Raw genomic sequence first — 16,306 nt, forward strand, 5'->3', positions numbered from 1 at the left:
CGCCTCATGGACGTGACAACCCTGTCTGCGGCTGTCTCCACCCGTCGTCTCCTCGTGGTGGAAGACGACGACAGCATTCGGGAAACAGTCGGAGAGGCCCTGCGCGCGGAAGGTTTTGAGGTGCAAACCTGCGCCGATGGCGCCTCAGCCCTCAATTTGATCACCGCTGAAACTTCAGATCCGGTGGATCTGATTGTGCTCGATCTGATGCTCCCCGGGTTGGGGGGGCTTGACCTTTGCCGCGAGCTCCGACGCATCAACAACACCACCCCGATCCTGGTGATCAGCGCCCGTGACAGTGAGACCGATCGGGTGCTGGGGCTTGAGGTGGGCGCCGACGATTACCTGGTCAAACCCTTCGGGCTGCGCGAGCTGGTTGCCCGATGCAGGGCCTTGCTGCGGCGATCCACTCAATCGGAGACGTCGCCCTCCCAACCCCATTCCTTCACTCACGCCAACCTGTGCCTGTATCCCAGTGAATGCAGGGTCACCCGGGATGGCACGGATCTGACCCTCTCCCCCAAGGAATACAAGATCCTCGAGCTGTTCATTCAGAACCCCAAGCGCGTCTGGAGTCGCGATCAGCTGCTGGAGAAAATCTGGGGTGTCGACTTCATCGGTGACACCAAAACCGTGGATGTTCACATCCGCTGGCTGCGGGAAAAGGTTGAGCAGGAGCCCTCATCGCCTCAGTTGATCCGTACGGTTCGCGGTTTCGGGTATCGCTTCGGCTGAGGGTGCTGTGGTGATCTCTGCCGCACTCGGCTTTGCAGCTGGCATCGGGATCACGCTTCTGCTGGAGCGTCGTCGCCGTGTTCTGGCGTCCAAGCGAACGTCGAAGCGAACGTCCAAGGAGCGCTCCATCGTCTTGAACGCTCCCCAGCTGCTGGCCTGGATTGATGCGGCCACCCAGGGCTGGTTGATCCTGGCCCCGGATCACTCCATCGCCTACATCAACGACCGGGCTGAACGGCTGCTGCACATCCCCTCCAATCGCCTGGTTCGTGGCATGAAGCTCCGGGATGCCCTCGACATTCCTGTCTTGGAGGAGTTGATCTTCAGCAGCCGCTATCAGCTGCGTCCCAAACGTTGTGAATGGGATCAACAGGGGACCCCGCTGGAGGCGGTTGTTCTGCCGGGCAGTGACGAATGCTGGCTGGTGCTGATCCACAGCCGTCAGTCCCTCGAAGCCCAGCAACAGCAGCAGGAACGCTGGGTGAGTGATGTGGCCCATGAGCTCAAGACCCCCCTCACCGCCCTGATGCTGGTGAGCGATCGGCTGGAACTGGCCGTCAAGGAAGACGACACGGCTCTGGTGCAACGGCTGCAGAAGGAACTCCGGCGTCTTCAGCTGCTGGTGGAAGACCTGCTGGAGCTGTCGCGGTTGGAAAACAGCCTGCCGCAGGACGACAGCGAGCATGTGCCCCTCACCCTGGAGGATCTGGTGGACAGCGCCTGGGGATCCATTGGCCCGATCGCGGAGGAACGGCGGGTGACGCTGCAGCTGGACCGCAGCGAATCAGGCCCCCTGAGTGGTGATCAGCGCCGGTTGCACCATGCGGTGCTCAACCTTCTCGACAATGCCCTGCGCTACTCCCCTGATCAGAGCAGCATCGACGTGTCCGTCCGCCAGAGCGGCGGCTGGTGGTTGCTCAGCATTCGTGACCATGGCCCTGGCTTGAGTGAGGCCGATCTCACGCGCATGTTTCAACGCTTCTACCGGGGGGATCCCTCCCGCACCCGCTCCAACCGCAGCGGCAGTGGCCTGGGCCTGGCGATCGTGCAGCAGATCGCCGTCAACCATGGCGGTCGCATCGAAGCTCGCAACCATCCCGCCGGTGGAGCCTGCATGGATCTGCTCCTGCCCAGGGAACCCCTGCAATGACGCGCCAACGCCTGCAGAAACTGATCGCTGCTGCCGGCCTCTGCTCCAGGCGCCGGGCTGAGGAATGGCTGCAGGCCGGCCGCGTGACGGTGGATGGACAGGTCGCCCGCGTTGGCGACCAGGCCGATCCACAGCAGCAGACGATTCATGTGGATGGTCAGCCGTTGCCGTCCCGTGGTGTGGCGCGGGTGCTGCTGATCAACAAGCCGGTGGGGGTGATCTGCAGCTGCGATGACCCGCAGGGTCGCCGCACGGTGCTGGACCTGCTTCCCCCGCAGCATCGGGCTGGTCTTCACCCCGTTGGCCGTCTGGATGCCGACAGCCATGGTGCGCTTCTGCTCACCGATCTGGGTGAGCTCACCTTGAAGCTCACCCACCCGCGTTACAGCCACGCCAAGACTTACCGGGTGTGGGTGAAGGGTGTGCCACCGGAGCCGGTCCTCGATCACTGGCGTCGGGGTCTGCCTTTGGATGGTCGCTTGACCCGCCCCGCTCGGGTGCGCCGGTTGCGGGCCTGGGGTGACCGCTCGCTTCTGGAAATTGAGCTGCGGGAAGGGCGCAACAGACAGATCCGCCGAATGGCGGAAGCCCTGGGCCATCCGGTGCTGGACCTGCAGCGCACGGCCATTGCAGGGTTGCCGCTCGGTGATCTGGCTGAGGGGTGCTGGATCTGGTTGAGCGAGGGAGAATGGAAGCCCTTGCTCAAACGGGCTGACCCGATGGAGTGGACTAACAGCCCATGCGACTGAAGCGTCCAGGACTTTGGTGGCGACGTCCGCGCAAGGGTTCCAGCCCTGATGCCGGCGCGGTTGAGGCCCAGGAGCAGCAGCGTCAGGATCTGGGGCTGCTGCTGCGGCGGCGCCGTGAGGAGCTGGGCCTCTCGCTGCGTGATCTGGCCAATGAGACCCGGATCACCACCCCCGTGATCGAGGCTCTTGAGCGGGGCTGGCGTGATCGCCTGCCCGAGCGGGCCTATCTCGCCTCGATGCTTCCTCAGATCGAGCGTCGCCTGGCCCTGCCCGGGGGATGCCTCGACCCCCTGCTTCCCCCGCCGGTGCTGCTCCGCCGCGGACCCGCCAAAGCGGGCCTGGGTCGCTTCACCCTGGGCAACATCGATGTGTTCACCACCTGGCAGGGAACGGTCGTTTACGCCGCGGTGATCGCCTTCAGCCTGCTGGCCATCAACCGTCAACAACAGGACCTGGCCCTGCGCAACAGCCTCAGCCTCGAACCCGTGCGTGCTGATGTGGAGGCGATCAGCCGTGGTCCGAACCTGGTGGGTTCAGACGAAGGCATCGCGGCCCTGCGCCCCCTGGAACAGGTTCAGAAACGCACGCCTCAGCAGTGGCTGGATCTGGTGCGAGGTGCCCTGCCGCAGTCCCAGGGGGTGCTTGAGGTTGTTGTGGCTGAGCCAAGAGAGCTGCAGCTCTCCAGCGGTGGGGGAGATCGGGTTCAATTCGCAACGAGCGCCGGCACGCTCACCCTGCAGTTGATGGCCCCGATCGAGGTGCGCCTGGACCCTCCGGCTGGTGCTGAGGATCAGGTGCTCTGGAATGGAGAGCCTCTGCCTCTGGATCAAGAGCGGCCGGGGATCTACCGGGTCAACAAATTTCCGGCTCCGGAGAGCGACCTCCCCCAGACCGCTCCCCTGCTCCCGTAGCCACTCAGGGCATTCCCCAGCGCGGCATCAAAGCCGCCCAGCCTCCAGCTCCAGTTGCCTTCGCAGGTGCCGGGGGTGTTGAACCTGGCCCGGTCATCGAGGTGCATCAGGTCCTGCAATGGGGCGATCACCAGGCCTGCGGTTGTGGCAAAGGCCATGTCGAGCAGATGCCAGGCCGGAGCACTGATCTCACCATTCACCCGCGTGGCGATGCGGGCGCGGCTGTCGGCATCCAGCCCGTTCCACCAGCCCAGCGTTGTGGGGTTGTCGTGGGTGCCGGTGTAGACGACCCAGCGATGCCCATCGGTGTTTTCCGGCAGATACGGGTTGTCGGATGCGCCGTCGAATGCGAACTGCAGCACTTTCATGCCCGGCAACCGGAAGGCATCGCGGAGTTGTTCCACATCCGGTGTGATCACGCCGAGATCCTCGGCAATCAAGGGGAGAGAGCCACCGGCATCCCTGCGCAGCTTGCGCAGCAGGGCGTGACCCGGCGAGGGCTGCCACTGTCCGTTCTCTGCGGTGCTGTCTCCACCGGGGACAGCCCAGAAGGCCGCAAGGGCCCGGAAGTGATCCAGGCGCAGCAGATCCACCATCTCCCGCTGGCGCGCAATTCTTTGCCGCCACCATCGGAAGCGCGTGATCCGATGCTGTCCCCAGCGGTACACCGGTGAGCCCCACAGCTGTCCGGTTTCCGAGAAGTAATCGGGCGGAACACCGCTCTGGGTGGTGAGCTGGCCGTTCTTCTTGACGGTGAAGAGCGAACGGTTGCTCCAGACATCGGCGCTGTCACTGCTCACATAGAAGGGCAGATCGCCAAACAGCTGGATGCCCAGGCTGGTCGCCTGGCTGCGGATCGCCAGCCACTGCCGGTCGAGCTGCCATTGGATCAGCTGTTCCCGCAGCAACGCGTCTTGGTGTTGCTCCGCCCAGGTCTTGAGGGCTTTGTTGTCATGCCGGGCCAGCGGCAGCGGCCACTCCCACCAAGCGGTGTTGTGTTGGTCGTGCAGAACCTGGAAACGGGCATGGTCCTGCAGCCAGCTGCGCTGTTGTTGCGCCCAGCGCTCGAAGGCGGCATGTCGCGCTGGATCCTGCTCAGGCCAGGCGGCAAGCAGGGCATCCCCTAGGGCAGTGGCCCGTTGCTGGGCCAGGTTGAACTCCACACGCTCTGCGCCCTCCAACGGTGCATCAGCCCCTGGAGCGGCCCTCAGCGCTTCTTCGCCGATGAACCCCTCGTTGGCCAGGTCCTGGCCGTCGAGGAACCAGGGGTTCAGGGCATTGCAGGAGGGAGAGCTGTAGGGGGACCCGGTGGGATCCGGCGGGGACAGGGGCAGCATCTGCCAGACGCCGATGCCATGGTCGGCCAGCAGCTGGATCCAACGGCGGCAGGGCTCACCAAAGCTGCCGCAGACGGGGCTGCCAGGCAGAGCGGTGGGATGCAGCAGCACCCCGGTGCTGCGCCCCATTCCGGCCTTGGCCGGGTCAACGGTGGACTGATCCATGGGGGGGCTTGGTCACCCAAGGATGGCGGCTTCAGAACAGCGCCGCATCCCCCAGGTCCTGCCCGGCCATGCCCTCCCGAGCCACGCGCTCAAAGAACTGCTCCAGAGTGTCGGTTCCATAGGACGGCGTGGCATCCGCGTCGTAGCACTGCTTCTGCTCATCCCAGACGAGCATCGATTCGCTGGCGTAGTAGCGGCCGATCCGACCAAATTCCGCCGTGTCGTTGATGCCTGGGAACACGCGAGCCAGGGCGTCCAGCACGGCGATCGGTGCATCCATCAGGGCAATCGGCACCGATAGCATCCGTTCGGGCTTGTTCAGAGCGCGGAAGAGCATCTCTCCCTGCTCCCGGGCGCTCAGCGCCGGACCCGGCCCCCCAATCGGCAGCACCTGGTTGCGTTTGGACGCGTCATGGATGCAGTCGGCCATGAACCGGGCCAGATCGGCTTCGCTGATCGGCTTGCAGCTGGCCAGGGTTCCGCCTCCGAACATCACGTAGGGGCCGCCCTTGCGGCAGCTTTCCACCTGTCCGCCCAGGCTTTTGAAAAAGGCGGTGGGGCGAACGATGGAGTGGCTCATCTCCTCATCCGCCTGCAACACGGCTTCGAAGGCCAGCTTCGCCTTCTGAAATTCCAGCAGCGGCTTCTGCACGCAGATGGCCGAGAGCAGCACGTAGTGGGCCACCCCGGCCGCCCGTCCCTGCTCATACGTGTTGAGGGTGGCTGCGTGGTCAATCGCCCAGGAATCCTTGCGGCCGCCGGTGCGGGACGCCAGGCAACTCACCACCACATCCGTGGGTTGATCGAAGGCCTCGGCGGCGATTGAGGCTGGATCGGTGACATCCCCGAAGCGCACCTCAGCTCCCGGGAAATCGGAGATCACCTCGTCTCTGCTCTGACGACCACCGATGCCGCTGCGCTCGCGGGCGAAGGCGATCACCTGGTAGCCCCGGTCCACCAGTTCCTTCACCACAAAGCGGCCGATATAGCCCGTGGCTCCGAACACCACCACGCGCACCTGTTCGGGTGGTCGGCTGCGGTAGTCGTGGCGGAGGGACATCGATGACGGCTTCACGGGGCCCAGGCTAGGAACTGGAGATCTGGGCGAAACTAAGCGCCATTGCGGTTCGTCCAGCGAAATGAACTGGTTGTCGCCATCCCGAGTTCGCGGTGCGCTGTATGTCGGTGCTGCCGTGCTGGGGATTGGTGTGACCGGGTGGTTGATGGCGACCCTCTGGCCAAAACCCGATCGCGTTGCCGCGGGCGCTCCGCTGAGTGCGGATCAACCTGAAACTCTGGCCCCCTTCCCGGAGGTCCCGGTGACGGTGTTGGTGATCGGTGTTGATGCGGATCGGCTGGGTGCCGCCTCCAACCAGGCCGCGCCCAAGCCCCCCCCAATGCCGATGCACTGCTGTTGCTTCGCATTGCCGCCCAGGAGCCGCTACAGGTGCTCCAGATCCCCACGGAGCTCGGAGTTCAGCTCCCTGGCGAAGAGAATCCGGGCCCCTTGGCTCAGTTGTGGCGACGGGGTGGCGTCAGTCTTCTCGGCGATGCCATCCGCGACATTGTTGGTCTTCAGCAGGGTGATCCCAAGCGCTATGTGGTGATGTCCCGTGCGGCCCTACGCCGCCTGGTGGATGGTCTGGGCGAAGTGGAGGTGGTGTTGAGCGACTCCTACAAACGCCAGGACAAGACGCAGGACTACACCGTCATGCTCCAGGCCGGACGACAGCGTCTCAACGGTGCCCAGGCGGAACAGCTGGTGCGCCATCTGCCCGATCCCAAGGCTGTCTCCCAGCGTCGCCGGCGCCAAAACATCCTCGTTGAGGGTCTGATTGAACAGGTCAAGGCTCCCAGTGGCATTGAGGTGATTCCTGGTTTGGTGAACCAACTGAACACTGAGCTGGAGACCAACCTCAGTCGTTCGGAGCAGCTGAGCCTGGCCGCGGCGATCATCGTCAGCCCTGAACCCGCACGGATCAGCCGGCTGCCCCTGGCCGAGCGGGCCGGTGAGCAGACCTTGCGCCAGATCGACGCCGGAGCCAGCTTTCCCCTCTGGCCCCAGCGTTAAGCGGGGCTGCGGAGTTGCAGCCTCCGTGCGAGGGCGTTGACGCATTCGGTCTGTTCCGGATGCTGTTCATCGGGAATCCAGCCCAGCCAGCTGAGGCCGTCCCGGCGTCGCGCTGGGCCATTCCAGGGGCCCTGGAGCTGCACCAGGCCGAGCAGCGGCACCTGCAGTTCCCGGCAGAGGGCGGCGTAGGCCGCGGCTGCGCCAGAGATTGAACCGTCCTGTTCAGCAGTGGTCAGCAGCAGCACCGGCTGACGCCAGTCGGCCAGGGCCTGCAGCCAGCTGGCATCACCCTGCGGGGTCGGCCGGGCTGCGTCGCCGCTGAGCCGCACCAGCCCTGTTGCCGCCGGGTTGGTCTGCAGAACCTCAGCCGGTGATGCACCACTGGCCACCGTGGTGAGAGGGCATCGGCAAGCCCGTGCCAGGGCTTCGCAGGCCTGACGCATTTTGAGTTCAGGCAGGGGGCCCGCACCCACCAACAGTGGGAAACCTGTGGACATGGGGGCACTGCTCACCTCTACCATCGGATTACAGCAGAATTCGTTCCGCGGGCGCCGTGACAAGTTTCCTGACAGCAGCCCGTTCCGAACAGGAGCAGATGACCCCGGACAGTCGTCGTCTGCGCCTGTTCAGCGGCACCTCGAACTCTGCTCTGGCCAAGGAGATTTCCGCCTATCTCGGGGTGCCTGATGGTCCCCGCGTCTGCAAGCGTTTTGCCGACGGTGAGCTGTACGTGCAGATCCAGGAGTCCATCCGTGGCTGCGACGTGTTCCTGATCCAGCCCACCTGCGCACCTGTGAACGATCACCTGATGGAGCTGCTGATCATGGTGGATGCCTGCAGACGGGCCTCCGCACGGCAGATAACTGCGGTGGTCCCTTACTACGGCTACGCCCGAGCTGACCGCAAGACCGCTGGTCGTGAATCAATCACCGCCAAGCTCACGGCCAACCTGCTGGTGACGTCGGGCGTTGACCGCGTGCTGGCAATGGACCTGCACTCCGCCCAGATTCAGGGCTATTTCGATATCCCCTGCGATCACATCTACGGCTCTCCCGTGCTGGTGGATTACCTCTCCACCCAGGATCTGGGAGATGTGGTGGTGGTGTCTCCTGACGTTGGGGGCGTGGCGCGGGCCCGGGCCTTCGCCAAGCAGATGAACGATGCCCCGCTGGCGATCATCGACAAGCGCCGCACCGGCCACAACATGGCCGAAAGCCTCACGGTGATTGGTGATGTGGCGGGGCGGACGGCGATCCTGATCGACGACATGATCGACACCGGCGGCACGATCTGCGCCGGTGCACGCTTGTTGCGGGAGCAAGGGGCCAAGCGGGTGCTGGCCTGCGCCACCCACGCCGTCTTCTCTCCCCCCGCCAGCGAACGTCTGTCCGTTGACGGCCTGTTTGAGCAGGTGGTGGTGACCAACAGCATCCCGATCCCGCAGGACCGGGTCTTCCCTCAGCTGAAGGTGCTCTCCGTGGCCAACATGCTTGGGGAAGCGATCTGGCGCATCCATGAAGAGAGCTCTGTGAGCTCGATGTTCCGCTGATCGTTGGCCGCGGGCCCATGGACTGTTGAACGAGCGGGCTTGGTTCGGCTTGATCACGGTTGATCCGCGCCATCCTTGAGGCCCGGTGCTTCAACGGCGTTGGCTCAGCGGTGGAAGCCTCTGTTTGGTGTTGCTCTGGCCAGCCTGATGGCGGGGCTTCCCGCACCTCTGATGGCTGAGTCCCGATTGGACCGGTTGCTCCGAAACCGCAGCACGATGGGGGTGTGGCTGACCAACAGCCCCAGCCAGCTCTATTACGACCGGAAGCGCATCAGCGCTGCAATGCAACAGCTGCAGGATGCGGGCTTCAATCGCGTGGTGCCCAATGTCTGGAGCCGTGGCACCACGTTTCATCGCAGCCGCTTCGCTCCAGTGGAGCCGCCGCTGCAGAAGGCTGGGGTCGGTCTTGATCCCATCTGCACCCTGGCGGCGGAAGGTCGGCGCCGCGGCATCAAGGTGATGCCCTGGTTTGAGTACGGCTTGATGGAGCCGGCCGATTCATCTGTTGTGCGCAACAACCCCAGCTGGGTATTGGCCAAGGCCAATGGCCAACGTTGGATGGCGATGCATGGCAACCATCGGATGGCTTGGCTCAATCCTGCCCATCCGGGGGTTCGTGCCCGCTTCATCGATTTGGTGGTGGAAACCCTGAAGCGTTGTCCGATGCATGGCCTTCAACTGGACGACCACTTCGCCTGGCCGGTTCAGTTCGGTTATGACCCCACCACCGTGGCGTTGTACCGGCAGGAGACGGGACTGGTGCCTCCTCGGGATCACAGCAATCGGCAGTGGATGAAATGGCGGCGCAATCAACTCACCACTCTCTTGCGTGAGTTGCGGCAACGTCTCAAGCAAGAGCGCCTTTCCACCCGAATCAGCCTGTCTCCAGGTCCCTTCCGTTCGGCCTACAACCTCTGGTTGCAGGACTGGGAGCTCTGGGCTTTGGGCGGACTGATTGAAGAGTTGGTGATTCAGAACTATGCCTATTCCGTTCGAGGATTCGCCAAAGACCTGGATCAGCCGGCGCTGCGCAAAGCCCGCAGCTGGGGCATCCCCTCGCAGATTGGCGTGTTGGCGGGATTCGGCAAACGCATCACCTCGATGGCCGTTCTGGAACAAAAAGTCCGCCTGGCCCGGCAACGCGGTCATGGCGTGATCTTCTTCTACTGGGAAGGCTTATGGGGCAAGCATGTGGCGGAGCGGTATCGAGATCCTCGCCGCGCAGCATTCACCAGGCTTGGATCTGATTGACCAGCAGACCTGGCTCGACACGATCGTTATTGAGTTGCATGAAACAGTTCACTGAAACCAGTTCCGACCCCTATGACCGTCACCACTACCGCGTCTGGTTGTGTGATGGGTCGTTCAAGGATGTCGAGAGCTACGACGCAGCGCAACGCGTTTGGTATTCCAGCAAGACACGGCCAACAACAATTGAGGTGATGCAACCGAAGGGGCGAAGACGTACCAAAGGCTTTTAGATGTTTTGTTCAACGTGCTGTTCATTGATCGGCTTAGTACTAATTCAGACAGACGCATTTATCTCTCTTGTGCGAAAGGGTCGCGTTGAGGGAATGGCCTCGCTAAAATTTTGGTTTACTCGATATCGGGTTTCGAGGAATAGCCCTTTGACGATGAATAGGCGAAAAGTTTAGGTGTTTTGAGCCATGAATCAGTTTGAACTCAACCAGATTCGTTCCAAGCTGCGGCGGCTTGAACTCGATGATCAGTTCATCGAGCGGTACATCGATAAGTTGATCAGGAACAAAGAACCGTTTGTGACGGTATCGAAGGCCATTGATCGTTGGGAGAAGAAAGATTCAGGCCAATTTGTGCTTCAAGCCCTCGCCTGTGGCTTGATTGCAGCCCTGGCTGGCGGTTGGTTCGCCATTGTTCAGTAGCGGGTTGGATGGAGCCATGAGCGATGCAAGCTCGATTGCCCTATTCAGCGTGGGGATGGCCTCAACGCTGACTGTGTTGTTCCTGGCCTTTCGGCGCACCTTCCGCCTGGAGCAGGAACGCACATTGATGCGGAGAATGCGTCGCCGACTCGATCGGATGTTTCTGAAGCAAAAGCCGTAAAGAAAGCTTCTTTTATGACTGTTGCTCTGCAGTGTTGACCCTGTAGGTGAACAGCAGTGCCAAGCACAGTGTTCCGATCAGTGGGCCCGGTGGCAGGTCAACAGCAATCGCCAGCATCATTCCGCCACCACACAGAAGCAGCCCCGTGCTCGCGCTGCGCAGCATGAGTTCCTTCAGGCTTCGGCTGCGCTCCACGTGCATCAGCACTGGAGCGCACAGCAGGCCAATCACCAGAATCACCCCCACGGCAGTAATGGCGCTGATCACCACCAGGGCGGTGATCAGGCTGCAGATCAGCCGAATCAAGAGCACCGGTCGTTTGGCGATTGCTGCTCCCTCGGGGTCGATGCCAACGAAAACCAGGTCGCGGTAGCCCCAAATCAACAGCGCCAATAGAGCTCCGGCTGCAAAAGCTGTTCGCAGCAGATCTGTTGTGTTGGCGGCAAGCAGGTCGCCGAACAGAATCGTTTCCAGGTCCACCCGAGCGTCCAGCAGGGGAACCAACAGAACTCCAAGAGCCGTGAAGCCGGCCAGCACGGTGTTCATGGCGCCTTCTTCTCTGCCTTTGAAGCGCCGGTTCAGGCGTTCAGCTACCAGGGCCCCTAGCAATCCACTGATCAGGCCCCCGATGCTTGGGTCGATCCCGATGGCCAGGGCGACCACCAAGCCAGGCAGAACGGAATGGGCCATCAGGTTGGCCAAAAGCACCCGGCGTTGGGTGATCAGCAACGCTCCAGTTGCTGGACAGATGGCTCCGATCAACAGCGAGATCGTCAGTGGAAGAAGCCACCAGATATCGGTTTCAACCACAGCAGTGGCTCCCCATCATGCAAGTCAGGTCGCTGAGTTTTTCTCGAACCGTGTCGGGTGATCCGTTGGCCAGGATCTGGCCGTCCATCACGACCACCTGGTCGTAGCTGTCGAGGGCTCTGCCCCAGTCGTGGCTGCTGACCAGCAGCGTTTGCCCTGCTTCTGCTTGGTCTCTCATTACCTTGATCAGGTGCTCGCGCGTTGGTGGATCAATAGCGCTGCAGGGTTCGTCCAGAAGCAGGATCTCGGTCTGCTGCATCAATGCTCTGGCCAGCAGGACGCGTTGTTGCTGGCCGCCAGAGAGCTGGTTTAGGCGTCGTGATCCCATGGCTCCCATGCCGACCCGCTCCAGCAGCTGTTCGCAGTGGTTCACTGCTGTGGCTTTGCCCTTTTTGGGCTCCCCCAGCTGAACCATGTCGCGGGCGGTGATCGGAAACGACCAGTCAATGGCGGCCCGCTGGGGCATCAGGCCAATTGGTTTAGTGGAGTTGACCGTTCCCTGGCTGGGTTTAAGTCGCCCCTCCAGCAGGTGCAACAGCGTTGACTTGCCGGCTCCATTGGGGCCAACTAGTGCAGTTAGCGTTCCAGCCCGGAGTTGCAAGTTGACGCGGTCGACGGTCTTACGACTCCCGTAGCTGAAGCTCAGTTCGGTTGTGCTCAGCACAGACAAAGAATCGTTCATCAGCCCCTTGGTGGCCTGAAGTGGGCCTCTTGTCGTTTTGCACACCCAATGGTGGCAAAGGATCATGCGATCACCAAAATGATAATCATTCTCATTTCGTTGTCCATGCGTCTTCCCTTGGCTCATTCGGCAGGGGTTTGTGTTGCTCTGGCCCTTGGCGCTGGTGTTGTTCCGGCCAGTGCGGCTCAACCTGTGCTGGTGGCCGTCGACGGCACGCTGTGCGATCTCACCAAGACACTGGCTGCCGCTGCAGCCTCGGTGACGTGCCTGATCCCCCCTGGTGGTGATCCCCATTCCTATCGCTTAAAGCCCAGTGATCGTGCAGTAATCGCCAAGAGCGATCTCATTTTCCATATTGGTTTTGGGCTGACCCCTTCCGCCAAAAAGCTCAAGTCACCGGGAACGGTGGTGGCGGTCGGTGAAGTCGCCTTGCCGTCCTATGGCGGTAGCGACCCCCACGTCTGGCACGATCCGGCCAATTCCGCTGCGATGGTGCGGGTCATATCCCGTTCTCTGGCACCTCTTCTGACTGCCAGTGATCGTGCGGCCTTGCAGCAACGAACGGCTCGGGCTGTGGGTGTCTTCCAGGTACTTCAGAGCTGGGAAGCCAAGCAGTTCAGTTCTTTGCCCTCGGCGCAGCGGGTCATGGTCACCGATCACAAGACATATAGCCATCTCGCTGATCGCTTCGGACTTGTTGAGTTTGCGATGTTGGACAGCCACACCACCGGTGGAGTCTTGAGGCCCTCCAGTCTGAAAAAGATTACTGAGGAGGTGAAAACTTCTGGTGCGCAAATTATTTTTTCTCCCGCTGCATTCCCGAATAAAACTCTAAAACGCATAAGCAAGAGCACTGGGTTGCCCATTGCGAAAACTCCGCTATACGGAGAAGGAATCGCTGAAGGTCTTAATGCTGTTTCGACGGCGACTCTCAACGTCTGTACGATCGTAAATGGTCAAGGTGGTTCCTGCGATATCTCAGGTGCCAAAGAATTGAATGCTGAATGGTCATCTATTCGTTGACCAAGCTCTAATTTAACTTTTACTTCCACTATTTCTCTTCCATGATCCGTTCTCGTCTCCTTTTCCTGGCTCTGATTTTGAGCCCTTTCGCTTCCATGGCTCCAGTTCATGCGCACGGTTCACATGGTGGTGGCTCTGAATTGGAAGCTGGTGAGTTTGATTTCACGCCACTTCTTACTGTTGAAGGTCATGCTGGATTTGATGACAATCTTGAAATCCCGGAAAAGCACTATGCAGCTGATTTTTTGATTGGTGGCGAATTTGCTTGGGGTCTTGGCAACGATAAACAGTTTTCTCTAAGTGCTTTCGTGGGCCCTGCTTTAGTCAGGGGTGGAGCAGAGCACTTCTATGGTGAAATCCACGTTCATGATGAGGAAGAGCACGAGGCTCACCCAACTCGCTCAAGAGTTGATTTCAAGGCTTATCTAGAGGCTAATTACAAGCACTCAGACAGGCTCAATGTGCAGGCTTATTGGAACCCATATTTCGTCACAAGTGACGAATTAAAATTCCATGCCGAAGAGGGTGAATGGGAGAAGTTTGAATCAAAGGGCGTCAAGAATGAGCTTGGTGCAAAAGTTAAGTATGCGTTCGGTGATGGTGACGTTGACTTCGGCCTCGGTGATTCTTTTTCTGACCTAATCGATGGCGCGTATGTATCTGTCGATCATCGGCAAGGTTGGGGAGTGGATGGCGTTTTCATTGGAAACTATACAGATCCACGCCTTGGTGTTGGATTTAATTACGGTGAAATAGCTTTTCAAATTGAGGGAGGTCCACGTTTCTATACCCCTGGTAAGTATGCAAGTGCTTTGAATTCACGCACCGACTGGGCTGGTGAGATAATGGTCTCGAGGCCAGTTAGCGACAAAGTCGATTTCTTTGCGCATTGGAAATTCATCCATACTTGGGATAATGCTGAAGGTTGGGGTGATGGATACCAGCATCATATTGGAACCGGTATTACATATAAGCTGTAATAAAATATCTTGGAGCTATACCTCGCCAATTTATTGGCGAGGTTTTTTATTGTTTTTTTGAGGGAGTTAGGGCTGTCGTTCAGCCCGCATTCAGCCACTGGGCTTCGCTGATGGGTGTGTTGATCACCTTGATGAGCTTCAAGCTGTCGCCATCGATCAGGCCGGCACGGGCATGGGTTTGCTTCGGTCGCGTCAGCGTCATCAACAGCTGGTTGGTCACCGGGTTCAACTGGATGGGGCTCCCTGCCTTGATCGTCCAAGGCTCCAGTGCCCTCCGTTGTGTCACCTCTCCCGCGTCGCTTATCAGCACCAGTTCGTGATTGCCCCGTTGCTGCTCCCAGCGCCCCAGCACAGCCCAGATCCGTTTGCCGCGGTTGTCGCAGGCCACCCCCAGCACCGCCTGATCACCAAGGTGCAGCTGCTTCGGTGCCTGCCCTGGAACCACCAGCTCGATCGAGCGCCTGTAGTCCGGCCAGTGCCGGATCAGCACGGCCCGTCCTGAAGCCCCGCAGAAGGCCCCCAGCTCCCTGCTCCCCGGCAGCATCTGCGGCTTTTGCTCGGTTGCTTGCAAGGGGCGGAGGCTCAGGCCGTTGCTGGTGGGCATCACCACTCCCCCTCCTGCCGGCAGCAACTGCATCGGCCCTGAGGGTTTCAGTGCCAGCGCCTTGCGTTTGCCATCGGCCTGCAGCAACAGGGCCTGGTCACTGCCCGGCTGGAACCCACCGCTCTGCACCAGCAGATCACCATTGAGATTGCTGCTGAGATGGGCGAAGAGCACCTCCCCTTTCAGCAGGGGTTCCGTACGGCTCAGCGTTGGTGGCCCCAAGGCCGCCCGGCGGTTGGCGGTGCTGCGGGGTGTCAGTTGGTCCCACCACACCTGTTCGGTGCCGTTCTGATCGCGTCCCACCAGGGCAATGCCCCGGCCATTCCCAAGGGGGACGACGCTGGGGATGGCGGGCCAGACCCGACTGATCGGTATCCATGCTCCTGATCGCGTCTGCAGTTGAACCTGTTCGCCTCCCGGCACAGGCCGTGTTGCGATCAGCCAGGGTCTCGGGTCCCACCACCATTGCTGCTGTCCCAGCTGCAGCCCGCGTTGGTCGTCCCCTGCGATCGATAGCTCGAGCGGAGCCTTGAGGACGACATCCGCATCAATCACCATCCGCAGTGCTGTCGTCTCCCCCAGCCACTGATGGGGCACGGCTGGAGTGATTCGAGTGGCCTCGCTGACCCGGAGTCGAGCCATCGAGCGACTGAACTGCAGATCCAGGGCCGTGCTGCCGCTTTGCACCTGCTGGGGCACCAGGCGCAGCAGCCGCGGAGGCTGTCGCAACAGCAGTTGTTGCTGCGCCAGAACAGCGGCGCAGGCCATCAGCATCAGCAGCAAGGGCCGCCGCGTCATGGTTCCAGGGGCCGCTCGGGCCTGGCAATCGGCGTGATGTTTTGGGGAATCACGACGGGAATGCGCCGTTCCTTCCGCGTTTGCACGCTCATCGTTCCCTCGATGGCCAACCACTGGTTGGTTTGGGGGATGAACGACTCCGGCCACTCCACCGCCAGGCCAGCGGGTGTGGCATCGGCCAGGCAACAGCGCACCGTGAGCCGGGCGATCAGCGGTGGGCCCTGGGGTTGCCTCCAGACAAAACCGCTGATGCGCACAGGATTGCCGGCCACAAGGTCGGGATCGGGCTGGCTGCGCAGCAAGCGCACCCATTCTGTGAGGCTGCGTTGTTCGGGGGGCAGAACAAAGGCCAACTCCGGTGGATCGGGCAGGCCCTGGGGGCGGTTGCTGGCCAGATCGCTGAAGGAGGGACTCGGCGGAAGGACCAGCACCAGCGCAGCCATCACGCCACTGAGAAGCCAGGGCAAGCGCCAGCGTTCGGCTTGCTTCTCTCTTTTCAGCAGAAGGGCCACGCCCAGCATTAGCAAGACCAGGCCGGTGACCCCCACCAGGTCATGGAAGACCCCGCGAAGCAGCAAATCGAGGCGTCCGCTGTGGAAGCTCCACAACAGCGTCAGGCCCCAGAGCAGCAGCAGAGTTCCGCGCTTCAGCACAACCGGC

At 61.3% G+C, this 16,306-nt stretch carries 19 protein-coding genes; 12 read left to right on the forward strand and 7 right to left on the reverse strand.

Features of this window, described 5'->3' with window-relative positions; genetic code table 11:
• The first annotated feature begins 6 nt into the window (after positions 1-6).
• Genes SynTAK9802_RS04795 through SynTAK9802_RS04810 form a run of 4 tightly spaced genes read left to right on the forward strand, consistent with a single transcriptional unit; the run spans position 7 to position 3,545 of the window.
• Entirely contained in the window at positions 7-735 is a 729-nt protein-coding gene (locus SynTAK9802_RS04795; protein ID WP_186497385.1) for a response regulator transcription factor, read from the forward strand.
• 7 nt (positions 736-742) lie between these two features.
• On the forward strand, positions 743-1,885 hold the full coding sequence (locus SynTAK9802_RS04800; protein ID WP_186497384.1) for a cell wall metabolism sensor histidine kinase WalK: 1,143 nt from the start codon (positions 743-745) through the stop codon (positions 1,883-1,885).
• Positions 1,882-2,634: a pseudouridine synthase gene (locus tag SynTAK9802_RS04805; RefSeq protein ID WP_186497551.1), complete on the forward strand. Its 753-nt coding sequence runs from the start codon at positions 1,882-1,884 to the stop codon at positions 2,632-2,634. Before SynTAK9802_RS04800 ends, SynTAK9802_RS04805 begins: the two co-directional genes overlap by 4 nt.
• Positions 2,625-3,545: a helix-turn-helix domain-containing protein gene (locus SynTAK9802_RS04810; RefSeq protein WP_186497553.1), complete on the forward strand. Its 921-nt coding sequence runs from the start codon at positions 2,625-2,627 to the stop codon at positions 3,543-3,545. The genes SynTAK9802_RS04805 and SynTAK9802_RS04810 overlap by 10 nt, the downstream gene beginning before the upstream one ends.
• Here the strand turns inward: SynTAK9802_RS04810 and malQ are convergent.
• The gene (gene malQ / locus SynTAK9802_RS04815) at positions 3,479-5,047 is read right to left on the reverse strand and encodes a 4-alpha-glucanotransferase (RefSeq protein WP_186497554.1); all 1,569 of its coding nucleotides are present in this window, start codon (positions 5,045-5,047) and stop codon (positions 3,479-3,481) included. The two genes, SynTAK9802_RS04810 and malQ, sit on opposite strands and share 67 nt — an antisense overlap.
• Positions 5,048-5,078: 31 nt before the next feature.
• Positions 5,079-6,107: an NAD(P)-dependent oxidoreductase gene (locus SynTAK9802_RS04820; RefSeq protein ID WP_115010267.1), complete on the reverse strand. Its 1,029-nt coding sequence runs from the start codon at positions 6,105-6,107 to the stop codon at positions 5,079-5,081.
• A 354-nt stretch (positions 6,108-6,461) separates the two neighbouring features.
• Between SynTAK9802_RS04820 and SynTAK9802_RS04825 the strand changes: the two genes are divergently transcribed.
• On the forward strand, positions 6,462-7,118 hold the full coding sequence (locus SynTAK9802_RS04825; protein ID WP_255487856.1) for an LCP family protein: 657 nt from the start codon (positions 6,462-6,464) through the stop codon (positions 7,116-7,118).
• On the opposite strand, the gene SynTAK9802_RS04830 is transcribed toward SynTAK9802_RS04825, so the two are convergent.
• On the reverse strand, positions 7,115-7,615 hold the full coding sequence (locus SynTAK9802_RS04830; protein WP_186497555.1) for a hypothetical protein: 501 nt from the start codon (positions 7,613-7,615) through the stop codon (positions 7,115-7,117). The genes SynTAK9802_RS04825 and SynTAK9802_RS04830 overlap by 4 nt on opposite strands.
• Before the next feature lie 56 nt (positions 7,616-7,671).
• Here SynTAK9802_RS04830 and SynTAK9802_RS04835 point away from each other — a divergent pair, with 56 nt between their 5' ends.
• The 5 genes from SynTAK9802_RS04835 (at position 7,672) to SynTAK9802_RS04855 (ending at position 10,749) form a co-directional block, all read left to right on the forward strand.
• Entirely contained in the window at positions 7,672-8,667 is a 996-nt protein-coding gene (locus SynTAK9802_RS04835; protein WP_186497556.1) for a ribose-phosphate pyrophosphokinase, read from the forward strand.
• 147 nt (positions 8,668-8,814) lie between these two features.
• Complete coding sequence (locus SynTAK9802_RS04840) at positions 8,815-9,918, forward strand: glycoside hydrolase family 10 protein (RefSeq protein ID WP_370586389.1); 1,104 nt, start codon at positions 8,815-8,817, stop codon at positions 9,916-9,918.
• Between the two features lie 38 nt (positions 9,919-9,956).
• Positions 9,957-10,148 carry a hypothetical protein gene (locus SynTAK9802_RS04845; protein ID WP_186497558.1) on the forward strand — a complete coding sequence of 64 codons (192 nt, stop codon included), beginning with the start codon at positions 9,957-9,959 and terminating at the stop codon, positions 10,146-10,148.
• A 186-nt stretch (positions 10,149-10,334) separates the two neighbouring features.
• On the forward strand, positions 10,335-10,568 hold the full coding sequence (locus SynTAK9802_RS04850; protein WP_186497559.1) for a hypothetical protein: 234 nt from the start codon (positions 10,335-10,337) through the stop codon (positions 10,566-10,568).
• A gap of 16 nt (positions 10,569-10,584) precedes the next feature.
• Positions 10,585-10,749, forward strand: coding sequence for a hypothetical protein (locus SynTAK9802_RS04855; RefSeq protein WP_186497560.1), 165 nt, complete (start codon positions 10,585-10,587; stop codon positions 10,747-10,749).
• Positions 10,750-10,761: 12 nt separating this feature from the next.
• Here SynTAK9802_RS04855 and SynTAK9802_RS04860 read toward each other — a convergent pair whose 3' ends face one another.
• Both SynTAK9802_RS04860 and SynTAK9802_RS04865 read right to left on the reverse strand, forming a co-directional pair.
• Positions 10,762-11,559: a metal ABC transporter permease gene (locus tag SynTAK9802_RS04860; protein ID WP_186497562.1), complete on the reverse strand. Its 798-nt coding sequence runs from the start codon at positions 11,557-11,559 to the stop codon at positions 10,762-10,764.
• Positions 11,552-12,241 carry a metal ABC transporter ATP-binding protein gene (locus tag SynTAK9802_RS04865; RefSeq protein WP_186497564.1) on the reverse strand — a complete coding sequence of 230 codons (690 nt, stop codon included), beginning with the start codon at positions 12,239-12,241 and terminating at the stop codon, positions 11,552-11,554. Before SynTAK9802_RS04865 ends, SynTAK9802_RS04860 begins: the two co-directional genes overlap by 8 nt.
• 48 nt (positions 12,242-12,289) lie before the next feature.
• On the opposite strand from SynTAK9802_RS04865, the gene SynTAK9802_RS04870 reads away from it, so the two are divergent.
• The gene (locus SynTAK9802_RS04870) at positions 12,290-13,264 is read left to right on the forward strand and encodes a metal ABC transporter substrate-binding protein (RefSeq protein WP_255487857.1); all 975 of its coding nucleotides are present in this window, start codon (positions 12,290-12,292) and stop codon (positions 13,262-13,264) included.
• A gap of 95 nt (positions 13,265-13,359) precedes the next feature.
• Complete coding sequence (locus tag SynTAK9802_RS04875; protein WP_255487858.1) at positions 13,360-14,244, forward strand: hypothetical protein; 885 nt, start codon at positions 13,360-13,362, stop codon at positions 14,242-14,244.
• Positions 14,245-14,323: 79 nt separating this feature from the next.
• Here SynTAK9802_RS04875 and SynTAK9802_RS04880 read toward each other — a convergent pair whose 3' ends face one another.
• Positions 14,324-15,646: a hypothetical protein gene (locus SynTAK9802_RS04880; protein WP_186497568.1), complete on the reverse strand. Its 1,323-nt coding sequence runs from the start codon at positions 15,644-15,646 to the stop codon at positions 14,324-14,326.
• Positions 15,643-16,296 (reverse strand): TIGR03943 family protein, encoded by a 654-nt coding sequence (locus tag SynTAK9802_RS04885; RefSeq protein WP_186498026.1) that lies wholly within the window; start codon positions 16,294-16,296, stop codon positions 15,643-15,645. Before SynTAK9802_RS04885 ends, SynTAK9802_RS04880 begins: the two co-directional genes overlap by 4 nt.
• Positions 16,297-16,306 lie beyond the last annotated feature (10 nt).

The sequence above is a fragment of the Synechococcus sp. TAK9802 genome (assembly GCF_014279535.1).
Lineage (GTDB): Bacteria > Cyanobacteriota > Cyanobacteriia > PCC-6307 > Cyanobiaceae > Parasynechococcus.